The organism is Paenibacillus sp. p3-SID1389, from assembly GCF_025151705.1.
Lineage (GTDB): Bacteria > Bacillota > Bacilli > Paenibacillales > Paenibacillaceae > Fontibacillus > Fontibacillus phoenicis.
In genome coordinates, this window is the sequence record NZ_JALXVO010000063.1 from 1 (window position 1) to 22,564 (window position 22,564).

Annotated in this window: 17 protein-coding genes; 12 read left to right on the forward strand and 5 right to left on the reverse strand. The window is 51.1% G+C overall.

What is annotated here, in order from left to right; translation table 11 throughout:
- Positions 1–61: 61 nt before the first annotated feature.
- Both M3G15_RS18895 and M3G15_RS18900 read right to left on the reverse strand, forming a co-directional pair.
- The gene (locus M3G15_RS18895; protein ID WP_009223290.1) at positions 62–1,237 is read right to left on the reverse strand and encodes a hypothetical protein; all 1,176 of its coding nucleotides are present in this window, start codon (positions 1,235–1,237) and stop codon (positions 62–64) included.
- Positions 1,238–1,366: 129 nt separating this feature from the next.
- Positions 1,367–2,557: a M14 family metallopeptidase gene (locus tag M3G15_RS18900; RefSeq protein WP_028537665.1), complete on the reverse strand. Its 1,191-nt coding sequence runs from the start codon at positions 2,555–2,557 to the stop codon at positions 1,367–1,369.
- Positions 2,558–2,753: 196 nt separating this feature from the next.
- On the opposite strand from M3G15_RS18900, the gene bioB reads away from it, so the two are divergent.
- The 5 genes from bioB to M3G15_RS18925 all read left to right on the forward strand — a co-directional run bounded on the left by bioB (position 2,754) and on the right by M3G15_RS18925 (position 8,313).
- Positions 2,754–3,755: a biotin synthase BioB gene (bioB, locus tag M3G15_RS18905; protein ID WP_260071759.1), complete on the forward strand. Its 1,002-nt coding sequence runs from the start codon at positions 2,754–2,756 to the stop codon at positions 3,753–3,755.
- 73 nt (positions 3,756–3,828) lie between these two features.
- On the forward strand, positions 3,829–4,521 hold the full coding sequence (locus M3G15_RS18910; RefSeq protein ID WP_036644006.1) for a response regulator transcription factor: 693 nt from the start codon (positions 3,829–3,831) through the stop codon (positions 4,519–4,521).
- Positions 4,518–5,525 carry a sensor histidine kinase gene (locus M3G15_RS18915; RefSeq protein WP_260071760.1) on the forward strand — a complete coding sequence of 336 codons (1,008 nt, stop codon included), beginning with the start codon at positions 4,518–4,520 and terminating at the stop codon, positions 5,523–5,525. Before M3G15_RS18910 ends, M3G15_RS18915 begins: the two co-directional genes overlap by 4 nt.
- A 98-nt stretch (positions 5,526–5,623) precedes the next feature.
- Positions 5,624–6,379, forward strand: coding sequence for an ABC transporter ATP-binding protein (locus tag M3G15_RS18920; RefSeq protein WP_028537661.1), 756 nt, complete (start codon positions 5,624–5,626; stop codon positions 6,377–6,379).
- Positions 6,376–8,313, forward strand: coding sequence for an ABC transporter permease (locus tag M3G15_RS18925; protein WP_260071761.1), 1,938 nt, complete (start codon positions 6,376–6,378; stop codon positions 8,311–8,313). The genes M3G15_RS18920 and M3G15_RS18925 overlap by 4 nt, the downstream gene beginning before the upstream one ends.
- A gap of 70 nt (positions 8,314–8,383) precedes the next feature.
- Here the strand turns inward: M3G15_RS18925 and M3G15_RS18930 are convergent, their stop codons facing one another.
- Complete coding sequence (locus M3G15_RS18930) at positions 8,384–10,438, reverse strand: GxGYxYP domain-containing protein (protein WP_260071762.1); 2,055 nt, start codon at positions 10,436–10,438, stop codon at positions 8,384–8,386.
- A gap of 381 nt (positions 10,439–10,819) precedes the next feature.
- Between M3G15_RS18930 and M3G15_RS18935 the strand changes: the two genes are divergently transcribed.
- The 7 genes from M3G15_RS18935 (at position 10,820) to M3G15_RS18965 (ending at position 20,361) form a co-directional block, all read left to right on the forward strand.
- Positions 10,820–10,984 (forward strand): hypothetical protein, encoded by a 165-nt coding sequence (locus tag M3G15_RS18935; protein ID WP_198136140.1) that lies wholly within the window; start codon positions 10,820–10,822, stop codon positions 10,982–10,984.
- Between the two features lie 157 nt (positions 10,985–11,141).
- Positions 11,142–12,188: a LacI family DNA-binding transcriptional regulator gene (locus tag M3G15_RS18940; RefSeq protein WP_260071763.1), complete on the forward strand. Its 1,047-nt coding sequence runs from the start codon at positions 11,142–11,144 to the stop codon at positions 12,186–12,188.
- Between the two features lie 326 nt (positions 12,189–12,514).
- Complete coding sequence (locus M3G15_RS18945) at positions 12,515–15,313, forward strand: beta-galactosidase (RefSeq protein ID WP_009223300.1); 2,799 nt, start codon at positions 12,515–12,517, stop codon at positions 15,311–15,313.
- A gap of 64 nt (positions 15,314–15,377) precedes the next feature.
- Positions 15,378–16,301, forward strand: coding sequence for an ABC transporter permease (locus M3G15_RS18950; protein ID WP_036644015.1), 924 nt, complete (start codon positions 15,378–15,380; stop codon positions 16,299–16,301).
- A gap of 12 nt (positions 16,302–16,313) precedes the next feature.
- On the forward strand, positions 16,314–17,225 hold the full coding sequence (locus tag M3G15_RS18955) for a carbohydrate ABC transporter permease (protein ID WP_009223302.1): 912 nt from the start codon (positions 16,314–16,316) through the stop codon (positions 17,223–17,225).
- A 39-nt stretch (positions 17,226–17,264) separates the two neighbouring features.
- Entirely contained in the window at positions 17,265–18,869 is a 1,605-nt protein-coding gene (locus M3G15_RS18960) for a DUF3502 domain-containing protein (protein WP_009223303.1), read from the forward strand.
- Between the two features lie 190 nt (positions 18,870–19,059).
- A complete protein-coding gene (locus M3G15_RS18965; RefSeq protein WP_009223304.1) occupies positions 19,060–20,361 on the forward strand; it encodes an Nramp family divalent metal transporter in 1,302 nt (433 codons plus the stop codon).
- 129 nt (positions 20,362–20,490) lie between these two features.
- Here the strand turns inward: M3G15_RS18965 and M3G15_RS18970 are convergent, their stop codons facing one another.
- The gene (locus M3G15_RS18970) at positions 20,491–20,883 is read right to left on the reverse strand and encodes a hypothetical protein (protein WP_036643827.1); all 393 of its coding nucleotides are present in this window, start codon (positions 20,881–20,883) and stop codon (positions 20,491–20,493) included.
- An 85-nt stretch (positions 20,884–20,968) separates the two neighbouring features.
- Positions 20,969–22,435 carry a 4-hydroxyphenylacetate 3-hydroxylase family protein gene (locus M3G15_RS18975; protein WP_009223306.1) on the reverse strand — a complete coding sequence of 489 codons (1,467 nt, stop codon included), beginning with the start codon at positions 22,433–22,435 and terminating at the stop codon, positions 20,969–20,971.
- Positions 22,436–22,564: the final 129 nt, after the last annotated feature.

Sequence of the window (22,564 nt, forward strand, 5' to 3'; positions counted from 1 at the left end):
ATCAACTATCGTGGTTATTCTATTATATGAAAAATGCCCGTTTCTTCACAAATTTGATTTATCAATACATGGAATAGGGAAGCCATCCTGCAAGCATCTGGGTAACCATTAATGTATCGCGATCAATCAAGAAAGCTAGATGATAGAACTTATTCCATTCATTCCTGTGGTCATAGATATAATTTGCTTGGACAGCCTGAAATGTACCATCATCCTGGAGCATATAAAAATAGTCGGCTATCCCTTGTCCTGCATATCCCGTTGTACCGTAGGCTTCGAGTACGTCGAAGAGATTGCTGACGCCTAACTTGATCCCCAAGCTTGTGGTGATGGATTCATCCGTGCTTTCTACGTTCCATTGATCTACGGACCAATAATCCATTTTGTTCTCTTCATTAAAATGAACTGTTAGTAAGGGATAGATCTGTTTATTCATGATCCCGGATTCGCTAGTTTGCCCTAATGTTTTCTCAAGCTTTGTTCGTGTATCTCCTAGCCGTAATACGTCATCACCAATCTTAACCGTAAGCCCATCCGCCGGTAGATTAACCAAGCTAAAAGAAGGGAACGATTTCACTTCACTAGAATCTTCTGCGGAGAGTGCCTCTCTTGAAGAAAATTCAACTGGTCTCATTTCGAGCTTCATCATTCCGTTGACGGTTAAATGACGTAACAATTCAAGCGCTTCCGTTCTTGTCAGCTTGCGATCCTTATCGAACTGAGACAATGATGTCGGCTGTCCTGGAAGCCAACTGCGAGAAAGAGCATAGGCGAAGGCGTCCGACTCCTGGAAATTAAGCCCTTGTGCAGCAACAATGATTTGAATGGCTTGTCCTTGTGTAATTGGCGATTTTCTTGCACTCGGATCAATGACGCCTGCAGCCGGATATCGATACACTTTTGCCATCTGATATACTCCGTCCATCCAATCGTCGTTATAGGAAGCACTCGGCATCGCAAGGCCAAACCCCCGAAACATCATTTTCAAAAATTCAGCTTCACTTGCAAGCTGATCCGGCTTAACAGTTCCATCTGGAAAGCCATCAATAATATGCTGATTTGCTCCCCAACGAAATAATAGCTCCGCAGGGTGCTTGCGCAAGTCGGAAGGAGTAGTTTGAAATGGAGAAGAGTCGACCTCCAAGTCGAAGGTTGCGGGAGATTGACTGTGTACGGTTCCTTGACTAAGGAATGCTAAAATAACTAAAAAAACAGGAATTGAACAGATCTTTTTCATAACAACCTACCTTTCTGGAAATATCTTCTTTAACGTATATCGGAATCTAAAAGATAGGTCATTAGCGATAAAAAACGCGGGACGCTCCTTTATTAGGAAAGTCCCGCACGCACACATTATAATCTTCGTTTACATATACAAGCTCGCCAGCAAGATCCCCAAGCTCTCCTCGTAAATTTCGTCGAATTGGGATAACGGCAGCGGATTTACGCCGGTTCCGAGTTCGATCGTAAATCCGGGACGCCGGAATTCATAGATGAACCAATCCTTAAATCCGGCATAGCTTTCCACGTTCCGGACCGGCTTGTAGCCACTGACCCGGGCGAACTCGTTTACGATCGTCTCAGCATACGCAGGTTCGCGGTTTTCAAAGCCCCAATAGATCTCCTCCCCTTGGGTATGGAAGGCCAAGACATGATCAAAATCGCTCTGCCGAACCAGGTTGGCCATGGCGATCGCTTCAGGTTCGGTCAGCGGGGCGGTGCCTGGATAATCCCGTGGACCGCGCTCCACTGGGTTTCTGGCAACCTCACGTTCCCATAACGCCGGGAACTGATCGTTCAAATCTACGCCATTGATATTGGCCTTCCATCCCTGAAAATCGGTGTTGCCGCCGTTGTAGGACAGCACATTGCTGCGGTAAGGTTCCTCGGCAGGCAATCCATGGATCACCAGGTCTACGCCGTCCGGGTTCACCATCGGCACCATGGAGAGGGTGGCTCCTTCGTAATAAGGCCACATGTGCAGACCGCGAATGGTGCTGTTATTCGTTAGCGCAAGCAGATATTGGTTCAGGAATTTGATCAACACCGGCGTCGTGATCCATTCATTTGCATGAAAAGCTCCGTTAACATGCACTTGTTTGCTGCCTTTACCGATGCGTAGTTCGGGGATCGGTTTGTTCATGACCGAATTGCCGATATTCCGATAGGCGATAAACGGATAAATGTCCATCAACCGGTTTAAATCGTCCCGCAAGGCGGCGTAATCATAGGGTTTGCGGATGTCGACCACGAACCAGGTGACCCGCAGCGGAAGCTGCAGCCGTTGTCCGATCGTAAGGTGATTTGGATTCACCGACTGGTTCAGCAGCAGGATTACATCCAGAGAAACCCCGCGGTCCCTGGACAGCTTCCAGATGGAATCCCCGGCTTTCACCTGATACTCGCTGGTGACAAAACCAGGGATGTGGATGGTCTGGCCCACGCTAAGGCTCTCCGCTGGAATGCCTGGATTGGAATCGACGATCAATTGCAGCGGCAGTTGGAAAATTTGACTGTAGTACCATAACGTATCCCCCGAACGCACTTGTATACGCATAACATATCCCTCCTGCACAATTTTGCCTTATAACACCCTATGTAGGAGGAAGTGCGCTCCATGCAAAAAATGAAGGATTCCTGCTTCACAACCTGCGAGCTTTCCGGTAGAATTTAAAAGGCTATATTGTTAACCTTAAATACGAATTAAGGTTAACAATTAAAAATCAATCAAACATAGAAAGCTGGGATGAGGAATGAACCAACGCAAGACGGTAGGACAGAGCTGGGACACCTTCGCCGAAAAAGCCCTGAGCGGTGCAGTTTTAACTTTGGAGGAGGGGGTGTCCGTATTACAAGCCAACAATGATCAATTGCTGCCGTTGATGAAGGCGGCTTATCGAGTGAGACGGCATTACTATGGCAATAAAGTTAAGCTCAACATGATCATCAATGCCAAAAGCGGACTATGCCCCGAAGATTGCGGGTACTGCTCCCAATCCTTGGTCTCAACGGCTTCGATTCCGAAATATCCGCTGCTCGACAGGGAAACGTTGGTCGCCGGAGCCCGTGAAGCATTACAGCGCAAGGCAGGAACGTATTGTATCGTGGCTTCCGGCAGGGGACCCACCGATAAAGAGCTCGAGCAAGTCGTTGAAGCGGTCGCTGAAATCCGCGCGACGATGCCGCTGAAGATTTGCGCTTGCCTCGGTATTCTAAGGGAGGAGCAGGCGGAGAAGCTCCGTGAAGCCGGAGTTCACCGCTACAACCACAATTTGAACACGAGCCGGGCGAACTATCCGTCGATCACAACCACCCATACCTACGATCAACGCGTGGCAACGGTGGAAACGGCAAGAGCGCGCGGCATGTCTCCTTGCTCTGGCGTGATTATCGGCATGGGCGAATCGGATGAGGAAATCGTGGAGATGGCTTTGGCGCTGCGTGAATTGGATGCCGATTCGATTCCGATCAATTTTCTGAACGCGATCCCGGGGACGCCGCTCGAACATTCGGAGCGGGTACCGGCGCTAAAGGCGCTTAAGGTATTGGCTTTGTTCCGGTTTATCTGTCCGACGAAGGAAATCCGGGTAGCCGGCGGCCGGGAGATCAGTCTCCGTACGCTGCAGCCGCTATCCTTATATGCAGCGAATTCGATCTTTGTGGGCGACTACATGACGACGAGGGGGCAAGACGTAACTCTAGATCACCAAATGATTGAGGATCTGGGCTTCGAAATTGAAGAAACCGCGATTTAATAGAAAGATAGCGCCACGCTTTGTTATCCGGTAAACTGGATGAAGTAAGAATTCTAATAACGTGGTGATTTGCTTGTTTCAAATCATGTTAATCGAAGACGATCCATCCTTATTTCAGGAAATCCGCGAACGACTGCAGCAATGGTCTTATGGAGTGCATGGCGTTCGGGATTTCGGCAATGTGCTGGAGGAGCTTACGGCGGTTCGTCCGGACCTGGTTCTGATTGATATCCAGCTGCCCAAATTTGATGGGTTTCATTGGTGCCGACAAATCCGTGCCCGTTCCAACGTGCCGATCATTTTCTTATCTTCCCGCGACCATCCCGCCGATATGGTGATGTCTATGCAGCTAGGGGCGGATGATTTTGTTCAGAAGCCGTTCCATTTCGAAGTGCTGATCGCTAAAATCCAGGCGACGCTTCGCCGGGTCTACAATTATAATACCGAACGCGTTGAGCTGCGGACGTGGCGCGGAGCGACTATCGAATATGGGCGCAACACCGTCACGGCAGAGCAGGGGACGATCGAGTTAACGAAAAACGAGATGCTCATCCTCAAGCTGCTGGTGGAGCAGAAGAATCGCATTGTCAGCCGCGAGGAGCTGATCCGCAGTTTATGGGATAACGAGCATTTCGTCAGCGACAATACTTTGACGGTCAACGTAAATCGGCTGCGCAAGAAGCTGGAGAACCTCGGGCTGGACGCTTATATCGAGACAAAGGTAGGTCAAGGATATATGGCAACCGAAGAGGTTCAGGTGTTATGATCGGAAAATATTTGCGTGAGCGCCTCAGCTGGATCTTGCTCGTCTTCGGCCTGCAGCTCTTGCTCCTCTTCGTCGCCGCCATCGACCGGACGATTCCGTTTATGCCGATGCTGTATATCGTTTTCTTATCGATCTTGGGATTTGGGGCATTTCTACTGATTCGGTATCCGAAGGAAAGCCGGTTTTATCAAAGCCTGGCCGCCTGGGATGACACGTACGATTTGAGCGTGATCGCTGCGCCGGAAAGCCCGCTGGAGGGAATCGTTATGGACCGGTTAAGCGAGCAAACGGACAAGTTCCGCAAGGAAACGTCGCAGCTTGTCGCCCAGCTGGAAGAGGAGAAGGACGAGCTGATGGCCTGGATTCATGAGGTGAAAACACCGCTCACCGCCATGCGGCTGATGATCGATCGGATGGGCGACGAGCCGCTCAAAGAGCAGCTTCACCTGGAGTGGCTGCGCATCCACCTGCTGCTGGACCGCCAGCTGCACCAGAAGCGGATTCCGTTTATCGAGAACGATCTCTACATCGAACAGGTGAAGCTGGAGCCGCTGCTGGTTCAAGAGATCCGGGAGCTAAGAGCATGGTGTTTGCAAAAAGGCATCGGCTTTGACGTCCATCTGGCTGTCCAAGAGGTGCTGTCGGATGCAAAATGGCTGGCGTTTATCGTTCGGCAACTGCTAACCAATGCGGTGAAATATAGCGAAGCCTCCGATATCTGCGTGGAATCAGGGATTTCGCCGGAAGGACAGGCCTGGCTCAGCGTCCGCGACAAAGGGCGGGGGATCGATGCCAAGGACCTGCCGCGTATCTTCGAGAAAGGATTTACCTCTACGCGGAACCACGAGGATCATGCGGCTACCGGCATGGGATTATACTTGGTGAAAAAAGCGGCGGATTCCCTGTCAATCCGGATCAAGGTCGACTCGAAGCCCGGCGGGGGCACCGCTTTTACGTTGTTTTTCCCAAGAAGTAATGCATACGTTCATACGCTAGGCATGTGACAACATTGTCACATGCCTGTTTGTTTTGTTCGGGAAATCGCAGGAATTGTCCCTCCCGGGTAAGGTAAGATAAGGGCAGGATAAAGGAGTGATTAATCATGGCTATACTTGAAGCCAGCAAAATTCATAAAAGTTATGGCAACAAATTTAATCGCCAGGAAGTGTTGAAAGGGATTGACCTGAATGTAGAGAAGGGTGAGTTCGTTAGCATTATGGGGGCGTCCGGCTCCGGCAAGACGACCTTATTAAACGTGCTTTCTTCGATCGATAAAGTCAGTCTCGGCAGCATTAAAATTGAAGGCAAAGAGTTCACGGGGCTGAAGGAGAAGGAGTTGGCCGAATTCCGCAAATCCCATCTCGGCTTTATTTTTCAGGAATACAATTTGCTGGATACGTTAACGGTCAAAGAAAACGTGCTGCTGCCGCTCTCGATCAAGAACGTCTCCCGCAAGGAGGCGGACCTGAAGTTTCAGGAGATCGCCACCGAGCTTGGCATTTACGAAATTAAAGACAAGTATCCCAATGAAATATCGGGGGGACAAAAGCAGCGGACTTCCGCCGCACGGGCGTTTATCCACGATCCGAGCATTATTTTTGCCGATGAGCCGACGGGCGCACTGGATTCGAAATCAGCTTCCGATTTGCTAAATAAGCTGAGCGAGCTCAACCGGAAAATCGCGGCAACGATTATTATGGTCACCCATGATCCGGTGGCGGCAAGCTACACCAGTCGCGTCGTGTTTATCAAGGATGGACAAATTTATTCGCAGCTGAATAAAGGCGACGAGTCGCGACAGTCGTTCTTCAACGACATCATCAAAGCGCAGGGCGTATTGGGCGGGGTGCAGGAATGAGTCTGACCCATCTGATTTACCGCAATCTCAAGAAAAATCTAAAAAACTACTACTTGTACGTGTTCGCCTTAATTTTCAGCGTGGCGCTTTACTTCGCATTTGTCACCTTGCAATATGACCCGGCTTTGGACGAAATAAAGGGGTCCGTAAAAGGGGCCGCCGGATTAAAAGCCGCATCGGTGCTGCTCATCGTAATTGTGACCATCTTTTTGCTGTATGCTAATACCATCTTTATTAAGCGGCGAAGTAAGGAGATTGGTCTCTTTCAATTAATCGGGTTAACGAAAGGAAAGATCTTTCGTATTCTCAGCAGCGAAAACCTGATTCTGTATTTCGGCTCTATGCTGATCGGCATCTTCGTTGGATTTTCCTGCTCCCGGCTGCTGCTGATGATCTTGTTCCAGATCATTGGACTTGAGGCTGCGGCAACGCTGCGCTTCTCCTCGCAGGCGCTGATACAGACCGTCGAGGTCTTTGCGGCGATCTACCTGCTAATTATGCTGATGAACTACACGTTCATCAAACGACAAAGCATTTTGTCGCTGTTCCGAGCGACATCCACTACGGAGAATGTGTATCGTAAAATGCCCTTATCCGAAATTGTCATCGGCATTCTGGGAATCGGGCTGATCCTTTATGGTTACCGGATTTCGGCGGATCTGTTCAGCGGCGACTACACGGAAATGCGGGAGCTCTTCCTCGCCATGATTCGGATCCTAGGTTCGGTGATCGTCGGCACGTACCTGTTCTATAAAGGTTCGGTTAGTTTTATTTTCAATCTGGTTCGTAAGGCGAAAGGGGGATATCTCTCGTTAAATGAGGTGCTGTCCCTCTCCTCGATCATGTTCCGCATGAAATCTAACGCATTGCTGCTGACCATCATCACGACGGTGTCCGCTTTGGCCATCGGTTTGTTGTCGCTAAGCTACATTTCTTATTACTCAACGGAAAAAACCGCTCAGCAAACCGTACCCCATCATTTCACTCTGTTAGATTCCAAGGACGTGGACGCTTTCGAGCAGGCATTAAAGTCTGCCGGAATCGAGACGCGAGAGACTCAGCGCCAAGTGGTGATCGCCGAAGCTGACCTCTCCAACCTCATTGGATCTGCGCTAAGCGGGCAGAATAGCCAACTGACGACACTGGCTGTTGTGGATGAACAAGAGGTTGCTGGGATGGATTTGGGTCCCAAAGAAGCGCTGTTGGCTGGTTCAAGCAATTTGTTGGAGCAGTTCATGGGCTTGCGGTCCAAAGGGGATATGACGATAAAGGGGAACTCGCAGTCCATTCCAGTGACCGTGATCGATACGATGAAGGATGCGATTGTATCGATCCATTTTTCCTCGGGTTTGCCGTCGGTCATCCTTGATCATGCCGACTTCGAGCAACTGATGCAGGATATGAATCGGGAACTTCAGAGTTCCTACCGGGTCTATTATGGGATCGATATTGCGAATCCCGACTCGAAGCAACAAGCGGACCGGATCTATCACGAGTTGGGCTTCGACAAGAAACCAGGCGCGTTGTCGCAAATCAGAATCATTATGGAACAAAGAAGCAACATGGGGTTGATCATGTTTATCGTTGGTTTCCTGGGATTAACCTTCCTGATCACTTCAGGCTGTATCCTGTATTTCAAGCAAATGGGCGAAGGGGAAGAAGAGAAGCCAAGTTACACCATCTTACGCAAGCTGGGATTCACGCCGGGCAACCTGCTCCAGGGCATTCAATACAAGCAGTTGTTTAACTTTGGTATCCCGTTGGTTGTAGGTTTGTCGCATAGTTATTTTGCGGTTCGCTCCGGCTGGTTCTTGTTCGGGACGGAGCTATGGACCCCGATGATCTTGGTCATGCTGATTTATACCGCGCTGTATTCGATTTTTGGGCTGTTGTCGGTTCTTTACTATAAACGAGTTATCAAGGAATCGTTATAATACAGGGAGCACTTAAGCAAAAACAAGGCAGGAACTCCTCATTGGAGGATTCCCGCCTTGTTTTATGTGGTTAAGGTTTCTTTGGAAGGCTGTAAGCTTCCCGAATCAGCGCAAAATAGGTATCGGCTAACACAACTTCAAATTCCGGTCCCAGCGCTTGTGTGATCGCGACAACGTCCGATGGTCTCATGCTCCAAGCGTTGACCCCTACGGAAACAAACATCGGCGAGTTCCCGTCCCAAGAAGCCTTCGCATCATTCAAAATGTTGATACCATCTCTGACCGTGGTCGTGCCTTTGAAATAAGAAACGGGTAAATTGCCGTTGACGATTTCTACGTAATTTTGGCTCCCGCCACCAAGGAACAGGCCTGGTACTTTCAAGTATTTCACATAGGCTTCTGCTTTGGAACCGGTGAGAGGAACGTCACGGGCGTCTTGACGGTTGATTACAAAAGGATACGACATGCCGGATTTCTTCAAATACGGGTAGGAATCCTTCATGAATTGGGGAAAGCTCTCCTCCGGCCAAACCTGCGGACTGAAATACCCGGCTCCTGAAGGTCCGGCTACCAGCAGGTCATTTTTCGTAGCGGTGGACTGGTAATAGTCTAAGATCGCAGGGGCCGCATCAACGAGGAGCGGGCTAGCCGACCAGTTCATGGGTACTTGGCCGCGGGCAGGATCATCCCAAAGATTGCGCATATGATTTTGATCGTACTGCAGGTTATCGCCCTCACCAAACGTGAAGGTCACGTAGATCTTGTTGTTCAACTTCGGAGTTACCGGCTTGTTCGGCTTGGCCGGCTTCGCTTTCGTCCCCGCCATGACCGTCATATTATGGAACCAGTCGGAAGGCAGGACGTAAACACCATAACTAGAGGTCAGGTCAACCCCGGCGATTTCGCCTTCCACATCATTATCAAACCAACCCAAATACGGTGTTCCTGGTTCCACATCCGCTAAAATCCGTTCGAACAACGCCCTTTGTTCAGGTACTCCGCTGGAGAGCCAGAACACCATCGCTTTGTTGGCTACCGCGTAATCGCGGAGGTAGCCGAACGGCTCCTTCGTTTCAGAGGAGAGCGGCTTCACTTTGCTGGCGGAAACTTTAAATTGATTCCACATTTCGACGCTAACGGTTAAATGCTGGGTTCCCGCCGGTGGAATAAATTCGTAGACGAAATAGTTGCCGTTGTCGGCAAACCGGTGGTCCGCACCCGGCAAAAATTTGGAACCGTGCCGGTCGTACAAATACGGTTCCTCTTCCGGCGTGCCGGTTTCAAAGCGAAGGATCTCCTCACCGTCTGCCGATACGCTGATCTCATGAACGGCAGGACCCCAGCCGTCCTGGGTGTAAGCATCCTGGAACCGCAGGTAGACAGCCTCTCCGCCTAGGAACTCGGTCAAATCCAGTTCATACGTTCTCCGGTTGCTGGCATCACGGATTTGCTCCGGTTCCGTAAGAATTGTCTTGAATGATGCGAAATTATCCGGAGGGAGCGGGATGGACGTATTCGGACTGAGACCGACCAGCATCCGTTTTGTCGTTTGACTCCATAAATGCTCGTATTGCCAAGTGTAAGCCTCCATCCGATCTTTGAACTTCCCTTGCAGGTCCTCAACGACACGCAAGCGATAAGGCGCCGCAGTTAGTTCTTGGGCCAGTTCGGGGCTTGCTACGACAGCGTCCTTCAAACCGGCAAGCGTCGTCGCCACATTAATCGAATCAGGCACGGCCGGATCATAGACGATTACGCCTTTGACCTCCCGGGCATACGCCTTGACGATGTCCAGTGGATTTTCGTGAATCCGATAAGGCACCTTAATATCGTTTAACCAAGGATCTTTCTCATTTTGCTGCACGTAAATTCGGGGTTCCTTGCGGTTGACGATCCCTTGAAGTGTTGTCAGCAGAAGCTCGATGTCCCCTGGCTTGTCGTACACTTGAGCCACATCCAAGCGCTTGGCTTTGGCGAAGGTAGGGAGCTCCTGATTCTTCGGCCAAACGATGCCGCTCTTCTTGTTTAGTTCCGCTGAAATCGAGCTGTCTGCGGAGGCTCCTAACGGCATGGTTAACGTACATACTAGTGCTAAACCGAGCGTGATCCATTTGCGCAACATCATTTCGACACCTCTCTTCTTAGAATAAGTTGCGAAAGACTTGTCCGATTCGATCGTTCGATATACCACCTCCTGATGGTTATGGATGTGATTGGAAAGGTTTACAAGCTATATTTAATATATTCTATTGTATATTTCAATAGCTTCGACAAAACTTCACAGGGATCGATTGAAACATATTTATTAACCGATGTCTCGACTTCGTTCTATAGGGGTAACTGTAAACCTAGAGTCAAATTTGCAAAACAAAAGCGTCGACCGTTAAATATAGCAAATATATCCTATAGATAGCCTAACTTCAGATCGATCGTCTCTCTGTTTGATCGAAATTGCATGAAAATTGTAGCTGCAGGAGACGCTATTCAGCGAAAAGGGGATATGAGTATGCCAAACCAAAAGCACGAAAACATCGAAACGGATGGGGATCCGCGCACGATCTACGAAGATACGAGCCCGCATCTCCGGACCGGCTTTATGCCGGAGCAAACGGATGTGACCTCCTTCGAGTCCGAAGAGAGAAATCCGGAGCAAGATCAAACGCGATCCTAAAGGAAACAGGCTTTCTTTAAAAGGAGGGGGCCTGTTTTGTCATGGAAAAGAGGATCTGGGCGGGGAGCGGCGGTATCTGCTTGTTCTATTCTCAAATGCTGGAAATATTGATATACTGGGGGTAATCTGGGCTACTAATTTTAGGGCAGGTGAAATTATGAAACCGATTACAGTCTACGATATCGCCAAAGAAGCTAATGTATCCGTTGCTACCGTCTCACGCGTCCTTAACAATACCGCACCTGTGAAAAAGGAGACCCGGGAACGCATCAACGAGCTGATCAACAAATACCAGTTTCAACCCAATGCGCTGGCTCGAAGCTTGTCGAAGAAGGAAACGGGGATGATCGGCATTATTCTCCCGGATATTACAAATCCGTTTTTTCCAGAAGTGTTGTCCGGGTTTGATCTGGAAGCGCGCAAGCAGGGGTATACTTACTTTCTGTGCGACACGGTCTCAGCCAGTGTGGACAGCGCGGAGCAATATGTCCGGGAATCGCAATATTTGAATGCGCTCGCAGAGAAGCAGGTGGACGGGATCGTCATGATGGGGGGGCGGGTTGATTTGGCCAAACCTGACATGCAACTGATTGAGGAGGTAGCCGAGATCGGCAAAAGGCTGCCCGTTCTACTTGTCAACGGTCGACTCCCTAAATCGGGCCTGAATCGAGTGGCCGTAGACGAACGGTATGGAGCGGAGCTGGCGGCCCAGCATTTGATTGAGCTCGGGCACCGCGACATCGCGATTGTGGGCGGATTCCGTCAGATGTCCAACACGCAGCAGCGGACGAACGCTTTTACGAAGAAGATGGTTCAGGCGGGCCTTGAAGTGCGCAAGGAGTGGGTGCTGCATGGAGGTTTTTCCGTCGCCAGCGGCATGACGTTTATGAATCAATTGTTGGAGCTGCCTAAGCGCCCGACGGCGATCTTTTGTCTGAACGATTTAGTTGCGATCGGCGTGTTAAAGGCGGCCGTCAAAGCTGGGCTGCGCGTCCCCGAAGACCTCTCGATTATCGGATATGATGATACTCCGTTTGCCTCCTATAGCATTCCGGAGCTGACGACCATTTCACTGCATGCTCATGAGCTCGGCCGAACTGCGGGGGAAGTGCTGCACCAAATGATCACAAAGTCGAAGGTGAACAAAACGACCTTGCTGAAGCCGGAGCTGGTTATTCGCGAGTCTACTGCGGCTCTTAACTAGCGTTAGGAGCTTCGGACCCGCTTCCGGCAAAAAGGGATTGACAACTTAAATCTGGCTGGGCTAGAATAACTGCAAGAAAGCCCTTACATTTTACTCGCAGGTAAATTCTTCTTTATTTCACCCTCCACAAACACAACGAAATTTTACTTCTTTCATCAACTCCGAAGAGAAGCATTCATCTGAACAACACTTGGCACAACAACTGAACATTTCGTTTGCTCCAAAGTGAAACCCGTTTCACTCTAATTTTATTGACCACAATGTAACGGGTTTCATGAAATGGGATTCATTAAAGTTTAATAATACAGACGTTAGGAGTGGTCGCTATGAGTACGCGTATCGAGTCCGAATCCGTTGTAAGTCTGTCTGGCCAGGCTGTCAACATCCATGGGGAGAGCGTGATTCTGCTTTGTGCTTCGCTCTTTTATTTCCGGATTCCCCCCGAGTTATGGCAGGAACGGCTCCAGCAGGTGAGAGAAGCAGGCTACAACTGCATCGATGTCTACTTCCCGTGGAATTTTCATGAGCTCCAGGAAGGAACCTGGGATTTCACCGGGATGCGGGATGCAGATACGTTTCTGCGACTCGCCAGTGAAGCGGGATTATGGGTGATCGCCCGCCCGGGACCATATATTTGCTCTGAATGGGACGGCGGCGGCTTGCCTGCCTATTTGTACGCCAAAGAGCCGGCTCTGCGGATTAGAGATAATGACCCTGCGTTCTTGCAGCATGTGGCCCGGTGGTATGCGCAGATCCTGCCGATCCTTCATCGTCATGAAGTCACGCGTGGGGGCAGCGTCATCTTCGTTCAGCTTGAAAATGAACTGGACTTCTATGACTGCTCCAACCCGGCAGGATATATGGCTGCGCTGCGAGACATGGCTGCAACGCATGGCTTATCCGTCCCGCTGATCGCTTGTGCCGGCCAAGGCGGCCTGGTGCAGGCGTCCGGGTTAACGGAAGGTATCGTGCCGACCTGCAACTTCTATCCGGATGACCGGGATCCCGATTTCGAGCGCAAGGTGCTGCATTATCGGGAGGTGCTTCACAGGCAGGGACTTCCGCTGCTCGTTACCGAGACGAACCGGAGCCATTACCTGCTGCGCAGATTGCTGTCAGCTGGAGCCAAGCTGCTGGGTCCTTATCTGCAGGTGTCTGGCACCAATTTCGGCTTCACCAATGCGATCAATAACTGGGGAAGGCCGCTGGCTTTCTTGACCTCGGATTATGATTTCGGAGGCATGATTTCGCCGGAAGGCCATCTCCGTGAAGAAGTGCAGGAAGCAAAGCTTCTCGCCAGGTTCATTCGTGCCTATGGCCGCGCGATTGCGGAATCTGAGCCGAATTCCGGGAGCAAATGGTCTGTTGCGGGCGAGAAGGAGGGAGTGTTTGGCCCGTATGCGCTGCGTTTGAAAGGCGGTGGAGAGCTGATTTTTGTGACCAACGGTGAGGATCGCTCCAAGCAAATCCACCTGCATAATGAGGAAGCCAGCCATGCTTCATCTACCGGGACATGGACCTTAGCTGCTTCAAGATCCTTGGCGCTGCCGGCAAAAGTGCCGCTAACGAACTGGGGAATTTCAGGACAGCTTGTTTCCTCTACGGCGGAGCTTTACATGGTGGAACAACAGATGGACGGAGTGGTTCTCGCGTTTCACAAGGAGGGGGACAACGGGGAGATTGCCTTAGCCGTCGAAGTTGCCCATGATCCGATTACCGAGGGGATGCAGGTCATCCATCGCGAAGGCCAGTTTATCTTGCAACTGTCTGGAGCAGAGACGGCGTTTTGTCGGTTTGAACTAAAGGAGGGGCGACGCTTTACGGTTATTGTCACAAGCCTTCTCAACGCGCTTCGGACCGAAACGATTCACCTGGATGGGACCGTGACCTTAACCGCAGATCAACCGGTCTCGAATGTCCCCGACCCTACGCCTGCACCCGATTGGCGGTTTGTTGGGAGGGAGGGATGGAAGGCGCCAATCCAGGCTGCGACGGTACAGACGAAGGGGGCGGAGGCAGAATTTTTGGAACGGCTCGGCGTTTACCGGGGATACGCCTGGTATGAGGCGGAGACAAATCTAGTCGCCGCTGAACATCGGCTGCATGGATTTCTGGTGCGTCAAGCGAGTGATGTTGTTTCGCTGTATGCTGACGGAGCGTACCTCGGCACTTTTACTCCCGGCGGAGCCAGCGTGTTTGTTCCGGTGAACGGATCGGATGTGAAGAAGCTTCAGGCGCGTGTGGAGATTTGGGGCCACAGCAATTTCGATGACATCCGGCTCCCAGCGCTTCGCTTGCCTTCTCTGAAAGGGATCAAAGGGATTACGGCCATCACCGCCGTACACAACATTACCTCGAACTGGCGCGTGCATCCGAAGGTCGACCGTTCGCGGCAAGGCACTCTTACAGAGATCGACGAAGCATTATGGCCGGTTGTTAGCTTCGGAAGCTGGCTGTCTGCGGATCATCTATCCCAGCATCTTTTCCGCAGAACGTTTATCCCTGGGGCTGGCGGGGATTCGTGGACGCTGCATTTTCGGAACCTTCAAGGGCATGCGCGGCTTTGGGTGAACGGAATCGATGCCGGTCCCATCCATCCGCTGGACCCCTTTATCGATTTGAAGCCGTATGTCACCCCAGGACAGGAGCTGCAGCTTGAGGTCTACCTGGAACGAACGATGGGGCAAAGCGCCGGACAAGTGCTGGTCTATGAAGGGGTTGAAGCATCGGCGTATACGATCAAGGCGGCGGAGGAAGCTCATTTGAAGGCTGCGGCGGAGCATGAAGTTGCTGCAATTCCGCTTGAATTGCCGCTGACGTTGACCTCAGGTGAGGCAGGATGGTTATTCGCTCCAATTCCGAACGCTGCACAAGGCAAAGGTTGGAGGGTCCGTGCCGCTGGCTCGGGATTAAAGCTTACGGTGTTTATGGAGGAGCGGATCGTCGGCAGGCTGTGGCTGCCAGGAGGTGCGGGAAGGCCGATGATGACTGGCGGCAGCGCGGACTCGTTTTATTTGCCGGGTCCATGGTTTCAGGCGGGGCAAGCGCAGCTGTCTATTTTTCTCGAGGCAGTGGATGAACAGGCTGCAGGCAGCTTAGAGAAGCTTGAGTTTATTTCCGTATAGAAGGGAGAGGCCTATGGAAATCACGACGCCAACAAAGGTACGCCAGCGGCCGCAGCTTCACCGGATGCGCCAGCAGGGGTGGTTCAAACGGTTTTGGAACAACAAAACGCTGTTGCTGATGTGTCTGCCGGCTATCATCTTCTTTATCATTTTCGCGTATTTGCCGATGCCCGGCTTGTATCTGGCTTTTATCAAGTACAACTACACGGATGGTATTTTTAAGAGTCCGTTCGTGGGGTTCGATAACTTTCGATTCCTTGTGATGACGGGGGATTTGTGGCGGCTGACTTTTAACACGGTGGTTTATAATCTGGCCTTCATCCTGCTGGGGAACGTCTTGCAAATTACCGTTGCGGTGTTCCTGAACGAACTTCGTCTCAAATGGTTTAAAAAGCTAACCCAAACCTTGATGTTCCTGCCGCACTTTATTTCGGCGGTCCTGATTGGTCTGATCGCTTACAACGTGCTGAGCTACGACTACGGTCTGCTCAACAGCATCCTGACTTCGCTGGGATTCGATCCGGTGAAGACGTATTCGAACGCCACGATCTGGCCGTTTATCATTGTGTTGACGTACTTATGGCAATCGACAGGGTATGGATCGATCGTATATTTCGCCGCCATTATGGGCCTGGATAACGAAATTGTCGAAGCGGCGGAAATCGACGGGGCCGGCGCATTCCAGCGCATTCGTTATATTGTGCTCCCTTGGCTGAAGCCCACCTTTATCATTTTGCTCCTGTTTTCGCTTGGCGGGATATTGCGCGGGAACTTCGGCTTATTCTTCAACCTGGTGGGAGCTAACAACACCGCGCTGTACGCGACGACGGATATCATCGAAACGTATGTGTTCCGCGCCCTCATGACCAACTTCAACTTCTCGATCGGGAGCGCCGTCAGCCTCTATCAATCCGTCTTTGGATTTGTGGTGGTTATCACCGCCAACTGGCTGGTCAAGAAGGTTTCGCCCGACAACTCATTATTTTAGGAGGTACAAGGCATGGATGACGCTCATGAAACGCGAAGCATCCGCACAGATCTAGGCGGCATTATCGTCAAAATCGTCGGCTACCTGTTTATCGGCTTCTTCGCCTTATGCTGTTTGCTGCCCTTCCTGCTGGTCCTTGGCACATCCTTTACGTCGGAAGCGGCGATTAAACGGTTTGGCTTCAATTTCTGGCCCCGGGAATTCAGCACCTTCGCTTACAAAATCGTCTTCGAAAATCCGGATCTCATCATTGGCTCCTATCTCGTGACCATCGGCATTACAATCTGCGGTACCGCACTGGGTTTGTTCTTGGTGGCGATGACGGGGTATGCGCTGCAACGGCCCGATTTTGCTTACCGGAATCGCATCTCTTTCTTTATCTACTTTACGACCTTGTTCAGTGGCGGGCTGGTTCCGTTTTACCTGCTGGTGACACAGTATTTGGGCCTGAAGGATAACTACTTGGCCGTCTTGCTGCCCGGTCTGCTTAGTCCATTCCTGATCATCATGATGAAAAGCTTCGTTCGCTCCATTCCCCACGCGATCACGGAATCTGCCAAAATCGACGGGGCCGGAGATTTCACCATCTTTATCCGCCTAATCTTACCTATGACTACACCAGCCTTGGCCACGATCGGCTTGTTTATCGCCCTGGGGTATTGGAATGAATGGTACAACTCCATGTTGTTCTTATCGCCGGACATGAAGTACCGCCCGCTGCAGCTGTTCCTGTATAACGTCATCACCAGCGCGGACTTCATCCGAAATTCGGCCGCGGCTTCGAACGTGGAGCTGCGCGATGTGCCGCTCGAATCGATGAAGATGGCGACGGCTATCGTGGCGACGGGCCCGGTGATTTTATTTTATCCGTTTGTGCAGCGCTATTTTATCAAAGGCATCACGGTTGGCGCTGTCAAAGGCTAAGGCTTCACAATTTCAAATAGATGAAGGAGGTTTGTGTGAATGGTTCGATGGAAGAAGGCGTCAATTTGGGTCATGGTGAGCCTGCTGGTGTTGCTGCTGGCGTCCTGCGGCGGCGGCTCAAACAACAAAGGGGCGGGCAGCGATGCGGCAAACAATGGGGTGAATTCGGTGAACACCGGTCAAGAGACGGACACGGGAATCGACACATCCAAGTTCGTGAAGATCAGTTATCTCGTTTTGGGGGATAAGCCAAAGAACGGTCAGTTCGAAAAGGTGCTTGCAGAAGTCAACAAAATCATGAAGGAAAAAATCAACGCCGAGCTGGAATGGAAATGGATCGAATGGGCGGATTGGCAGACCAAATACAATCTGGCGTTAGCCTCTGGGGAACCGATTGATCTGATTACGATCGGAACCGACTGGCTCGACACCTGGGGGAATGCGCAGCGCGGCGCCTTCATGAATCTGGATGAACTCCTGCCGAAATACGCGCCGGAAACGTGGAAATCTATCCCGGAAGAGGATTGGGAAGAAAGTAAATACAACGGCAAAATCGTCCTGATTCCGGAGAACGATTACACGCAGTGGGTCAATCACGGTTTCTTCTACCGCGGCGATTGGGCGAAGGAGGCCGGGATTACCGAACCGATCAAGGATTGGGAGGGCATCGAGAAATACTTGCAGTACATTAAGGACAACAAACCGGATGTGATTCCGTGGGACGCAGCGTCAGGCACGCAAACCTGGGGTGGATTTGTTCAATCGTATACGGATGAGCTGGAGCTTCCAATTTCGACCGGTTTCTTGCCCGTATTTACGGCTAAATCCTATGAAGAGCGATTTACTGCTGTAAGTCCAATCTTCGAGGACGTGTTCTTGGATTATGCCACGATGATGAAAAGATGGGCGGATCAAGGCTTCTGGCGTGAAGACGCCCTGAATAACAAGAACAACAACCGCGATGCGCTGAAAGCCGGCTTGTCGGGGCTTGATCAGCATCATACACAGACGTTCTCTGGACTTCGCGTCGAAATGGATAAAGCACAACCTGGTTCGGAGCTGCAAATGTTCCCATTCTCCCGGACGCGCGGCACCAACCTTATGGAGCTGTCGATTACTCATGGCGGTACATCTGTAGGGGCGCACAGCAAAAACCCGGAACGCGCGCTGATGGCCTATGATCTGATTCGCAATAATGAAGAGATTTATCATCTGATCAACTATGGGATCGAAGGCGTACAATACGTGATCAAAGATGGCAAACGTGCACGTCCTGAAGGTTATGATGACGCAAGAGACGGCTTTTATTCAGATTTCTGGGGCGGCCGTGTCGACAAGTTTGAAATTCCCAGCGAAACGACCTGGGATCAGATCGAAGAGACGTTGTATGCGGAATACGATAAGATCAAGAAGCCATATGTATACGGTCGCTTCGTATTTGATAAAACGCCGGTAGAAGCTGAATTGACCGCGATCTCGCAGGTAACCGGAGAGCTTGGTCCGGCCATCGTGATGGGGAAAGCCGGAGACCCGGCGAAGGCGGTTGAAGAGTTCCGCAACAAGCTGAAGCAGGCCGGATACGATAAAGTGTTGGCCGAGCTGCAAAAGCAGTTGGACGCTTATAAAGTTCAGATCGGTGAATAATCGTTATACGGAAAAACAGAACGGACCCGCGAATCGCGGGTCTGTTTTTTTGTGAGAGATTGCAATTTCGCAAGAAAATGGATTTACATTTTTCAAAATGAGGCATATACTAAAACTATAAAGTTGCACTGAGGAAACTTTAATGGATATAGACAACTTTAGTGGGCGCAAGCGCAAGGGAGGGATTCTCATGATGGAACAAAGTATTGCGCAACAAACGACTCCAGTCACATCCAATGGATTGGATCATAAAACGTCCGCACATGCCGCATTGGACGGCAGAACGAAAGGTCTGAAACGGCTTCTTCCGTTTCTTGGACCTGCGTTTATCGCTGCGGTTGCTTATATCGATCCCGGTAATTTTGCAACGAACATCACCGCAGGATCGAAGTACGGGTATCTATTGTTATGGGTGATTTTCGCTTCGAATTTGATGGCGGTGCTGATTCAGTCGTTATCGGCGAAACTAGGGATCGCCACTGGCAAGAATTTGCCCGAGGTTGCTCACGATCGATTTCCGAAGGGCGTGTCGATCTTCCTGTGGATTCAGAGCGAGTTGGTCATTATCGCTACGGATCTGGCCGAATTTATCGGGGCGGCGTTAGGGCTCTATCTGCTGTTTGGCATTCCGATGCTGCCCGCTGCCGTGATCACCGCGATTGGCTCCTTTGCGATCTTGGAGCTGCAGCGTCGGGGATATCGCGCACTGGAGGCGGGAATCGCCGCGATGGTGCTGATCGTTGTTTTGGCCTTTGCCTTTCAAGTGATTGCGGCGAATCCGGATTTTGCTGCCGTTGGCGCAGGCTTAGTGACTCCTCGCTTTGACGGAGTGGACAGCGTCCTGCTGGCTGCGGGTATCTTAGGGGCCACCGTAATGCCTCACGCGATTTATCTGCACTCCTCGTTAACACAAAACCGGATTGTGGGACGCAATGAGGCCGAGAAGAAGAAAATTTTTAAACTGGAATTCATCGATATCGTGTTGGCGATGTTGATTGCCGGGGCCGTGAATATGGCGATGGTCGTTGTCTCCGCAGGGCTGCTCTTCAAAAATGGTCTAGTGGTTGAAGATCTGGACGTCGCCTTCCAACAATTCGGAACGATCGCCGGACCGTTCACCGCCATTTCTTTCGGACTGGGACTGCTGATTGCCGGCCTCTCGAGTTCTTCGGTGGGTACGATGGCCGGGGATGTGGTGATGCAGGGGTTCATCAACAAACGAATTAACCTGTACGTGCGGCGGGCGATTACCACCATTCCGCCGCTGGCGATCATCGTGTCGGGCGTGAACCCGACGAATGCCCTGGTCATGAGCCAAGTGGTGTTGTCGTTTGGGATTGCCTTTGCCTTGATTCCTTTGATCTTGTTCACCTCGAACCGCAAAATTATGGGCGGCCTCGTGAATCATCGGGTGACCACAAAGCTGGGGTGGATGATCTCCGCTTTGGTCGTTAGCTTGAACCTGTTCCTGGTCGTTCAAATGCTCTGGTGAGGTACGTAACAATGAGGACTTCCATTTCCGCGTTGGTGCGGGATGGAGGTCCTTTTTTCAAGTGGACAAGCTAGGGAAAAGCAAAAGCGAAAGAGAGCCGTTTGTGGGCTATCTCCTTCGCTGTCTGCATTAGAAGCACGTGAATGAGCGAATCCGATTCAAATCGATGCCGAAGTATCCCCAGAAGAAACCAAACCACCGGAATCCGGCAATCGAATTCCGCCCGACGAATACCGGGAAGAACCAGAATTGCTCCCCATTGTTCAGCCAAACGTAGGTGTTGCGGAACAAGCAACGTCTAATTCCGCCCGGATCGATGGCAAACGTGCCGACTTGCATTTGCGGTACAAATTGTGGTGGTGGAGAGGTTGGCGGCTGAACGCCTCCCGGTGCTCCTCCCGGAGTACCTGGGAATCCTCCAGGACCTCCCCCTGGAAAACCACCTGGAAATCCTGGACCACCAGGTACGCCAGGCCCTCCCGGAAATCCTCCGCCGGGTCCCGGCGATGGAAAAAATCCCATATGTGATCGCTCCCTTCAATGTATAGGCACAATCATCATATGCAAATGCGGAGAGGGCGGTTGGGCGAATGCCATGGAAATTGTTTTATTTTTCGTGCTTCTCACTCAGGCCAAGAAACTGGTAAATTCGCGACTTGTATTGCTCCAGGCTTTCGTAGCAGCCATACATGCGGCTTGCGATCGTCTTCCCATTCCCAAAGAAGAAGCGTTCAAACTGGTTTTGTCTGCCGCCAAACGCGCTGCCGCCCAGCTCCCAGGCCAGCCTGAAGAGGGCGATGCGATCTTTTGCCAGACTGGATATTCCCTGCAAATAGGTATCGAGGTAAGCTTGGTTTTCCGAATTGAAGTCTGCCCCAAACGGGTTCATGATCAGTTGGCTGGCGCTAATCGTACGGATCATCTTCAGCGCTTCCTCATGCAGATCGGGAAACTGGATACCCGCGGCGGTCAGCGGTGCCAGCGCTGGAACATAGTAACCGGATGCGGTGAAGGTTCCGCCGGTCTCGGCCGCCATACGCAATGCTTTCAGGTTCTCCAGCATTGCCATGATTTTGGCGATTGAATGAAGGAACGAGGGCTCGCCATCCGCATTCTGCTCCATGGCCAACGCTTGCAGCAGCCCTAGGAAAAATTCAGTCTTCACAATGTACCGCGTGAGGATCTGGTGACCGGCGTATGCATGGAAGTGCCCTTCATGAAACAACCGATCGCACAAATCCTCTTCGCCGAAGAAAAATACCCGATCCCGCGGAACGAGAACCCGATCAAAGATCACCATCGTGTCCATTTCCTCAAACCGGCTGGAGAGGGGGTGATCATAACTTGAATCAAACGCGTGGCTCTCTCGGCAAATAAAGGTCATTCCCTCCAAATCATTTGGTACCGCAAAAGCGAATGCGCTGGGATTCACCTTCCCGTCTCCCAACATAAAGGAAGGCGTGGGGAGGACGAGGATTTCCTCGCAGGTGGGTCCCTGGGTCGCCATCAGAAAAGCACCGCTTACGACAAGACCCTCAGGAAGGATCTCTACCACCTTGGCGGCCAGGGATTCATCATGATCAACCGGTCCGGACATTTTGCTGATCATCGGCTGAACAAAGGCATGGGATAACGTGATGTCATTTTCCCGACAATACTCGTAATACGTACGCAGATTCTGTCCATACTCCGGCGCGACAGCCTCCATCATGGAGGCAGCGGTATAAAAAGACATCAACGCGGTGTTCATATAGTCGGGGGAACGGCCGAGAAATCCATGATGCAAACCGGCCCAAATCTCGGACATCCTCCTTCTGCGAACTAACTCTTCGGGAGTGGTCGGCGGCAAAAATGAAAGGCCAACGCGCTCCTCGGTGGTCGGTGACACATACGTCATGACGTCCCGCAGGTCATCCTCGCATTGCTTATCGTACATCGCGGCCTGCGTCCGGATCAGACCTCGAAAGGCAGGGTGCTCGGATAACGGAACGTTAACGCGTTCGCCGTTGTACCATAACCGGATGCGCTTGCGGTTGATCCGTTCGATGTACTGTTTTCCGTTTTTAATGGGCATCGTCTTCTTTGTCCCCTTTACTTGTAATAAGTGCAGTTTTTATATATAGTGCAGGGGCATTTAGGAATGTGCTTCTTAAAAGAACAGGATCTTGCGAAATTCGCAAGACCCTGTTTCAGCTCTGATTCA

Coding starts and splice junctions, on each gene's coding strand:
- M3G15_RS18895 (WP_009223290.1), bottom strand. CDS start 1,237: ATGAAAAAGATCTGTTCAATTCCTGTTTTTTTAGTTATTTTAGCATTC.
- M3G15_RS18900 (WP_028537665.1), bottom strand. CDS start 2,557: ATGCGTATACAAGTGCGTTCGGGGGATACGTTATGGTACTACAGTCAA.
- bioB (WP_260071759.1), top strand. CDS start 2,754: ATGAACCAACGCAAGACGGTAGGACAGAGCTGGGACACCTTCGCCGAA.
- M3G15_RS18915 (WP_260071760.1), top strand. CDS start 4,518: ATGATCGGAAAATATTTGCGTGAGCGCCTCAGCTGGATCTTGCTCGTC.
- M3G15_RS18920 (WP_028537661.1), top strand. CDS start 5,624: ATGGCTATACTTGAAGCCAGCAAAATTCATAAAAGTTATGGCAACAAA.
- M3G15_RS18925 (WP_260071761.1), top strand. CDS start 6,376: ATGAGTCTGACCCATCTGATTTACCGCAATCTCAAGAAAAATCTAAAA.
- M3G15_RS18930 (WP_260071762.1), bottom strand. CDS start 10,438: ATGATGTTGCGCAAATGGATCACGCTCGGTTTAGCACTAGTATGTACG.
- M3G15_RS18935 (WP_198136140.1), top strand. CDS start 10,820: ATGCCAAACCAAAAGCACGAAAACATCGAAACGGATGGGGATCCGCGC.
- M3G15_RS18940 (WP_260071763.1), top strand. CDS start 11,142: ATGAAACCGATTACAGTCTACGATATCGCCAAAGAAGCTAATGTATCC.
- M3G15_RS18945 (WP_009223300.1), top strand. CDS start 12,515: ATGAGTACGCGTATCGAGTCCGAATCCGTTGTAAGTCTGTCTGGCCAG.
- M3G15_RS18950 (WP_036644015.1), top strand. CDS start 15,378: ATGCGCCAGCAGGGGTGGTTCAAACGGTTTTGGAACAACAAAACGCTG.
- M3G15_RS18955 (WP_009223302.1), top strand. CDS start 16,314: ATGGATGACGCTCATGAAACGCGAAGCATCCGCACAGATCTAGGCGGC.
- M3G15_RS18960 (WP_009223303.1), top strand. CDS start 17,265: ATGGTTCGATGGAAGAAGGCGTCAATTTGGGTCATGGTGAGCCTGCTG.
- M3G15_RS18965 (WP_009223304.1), top strand. CDS start 19,060: ATGATGGAACAAAGTATTGCGCAACAAACGACTCCAGTCACATCCAAT.
- M3G15_RS18970 (WP_036643827.1), bottom strand. CDS start 20,883: ATGGGATTTTTTCCATCGCCGGGACCCGGCGGAGGATTTCCGGGAGGG.
- M3G15_RS18975 (WP_009223306.1), bottom strand. CDS start 22,435: ATGCCCATTAAAAACGGAAAACAGTACATCGAACGGATCAACCGCAAG.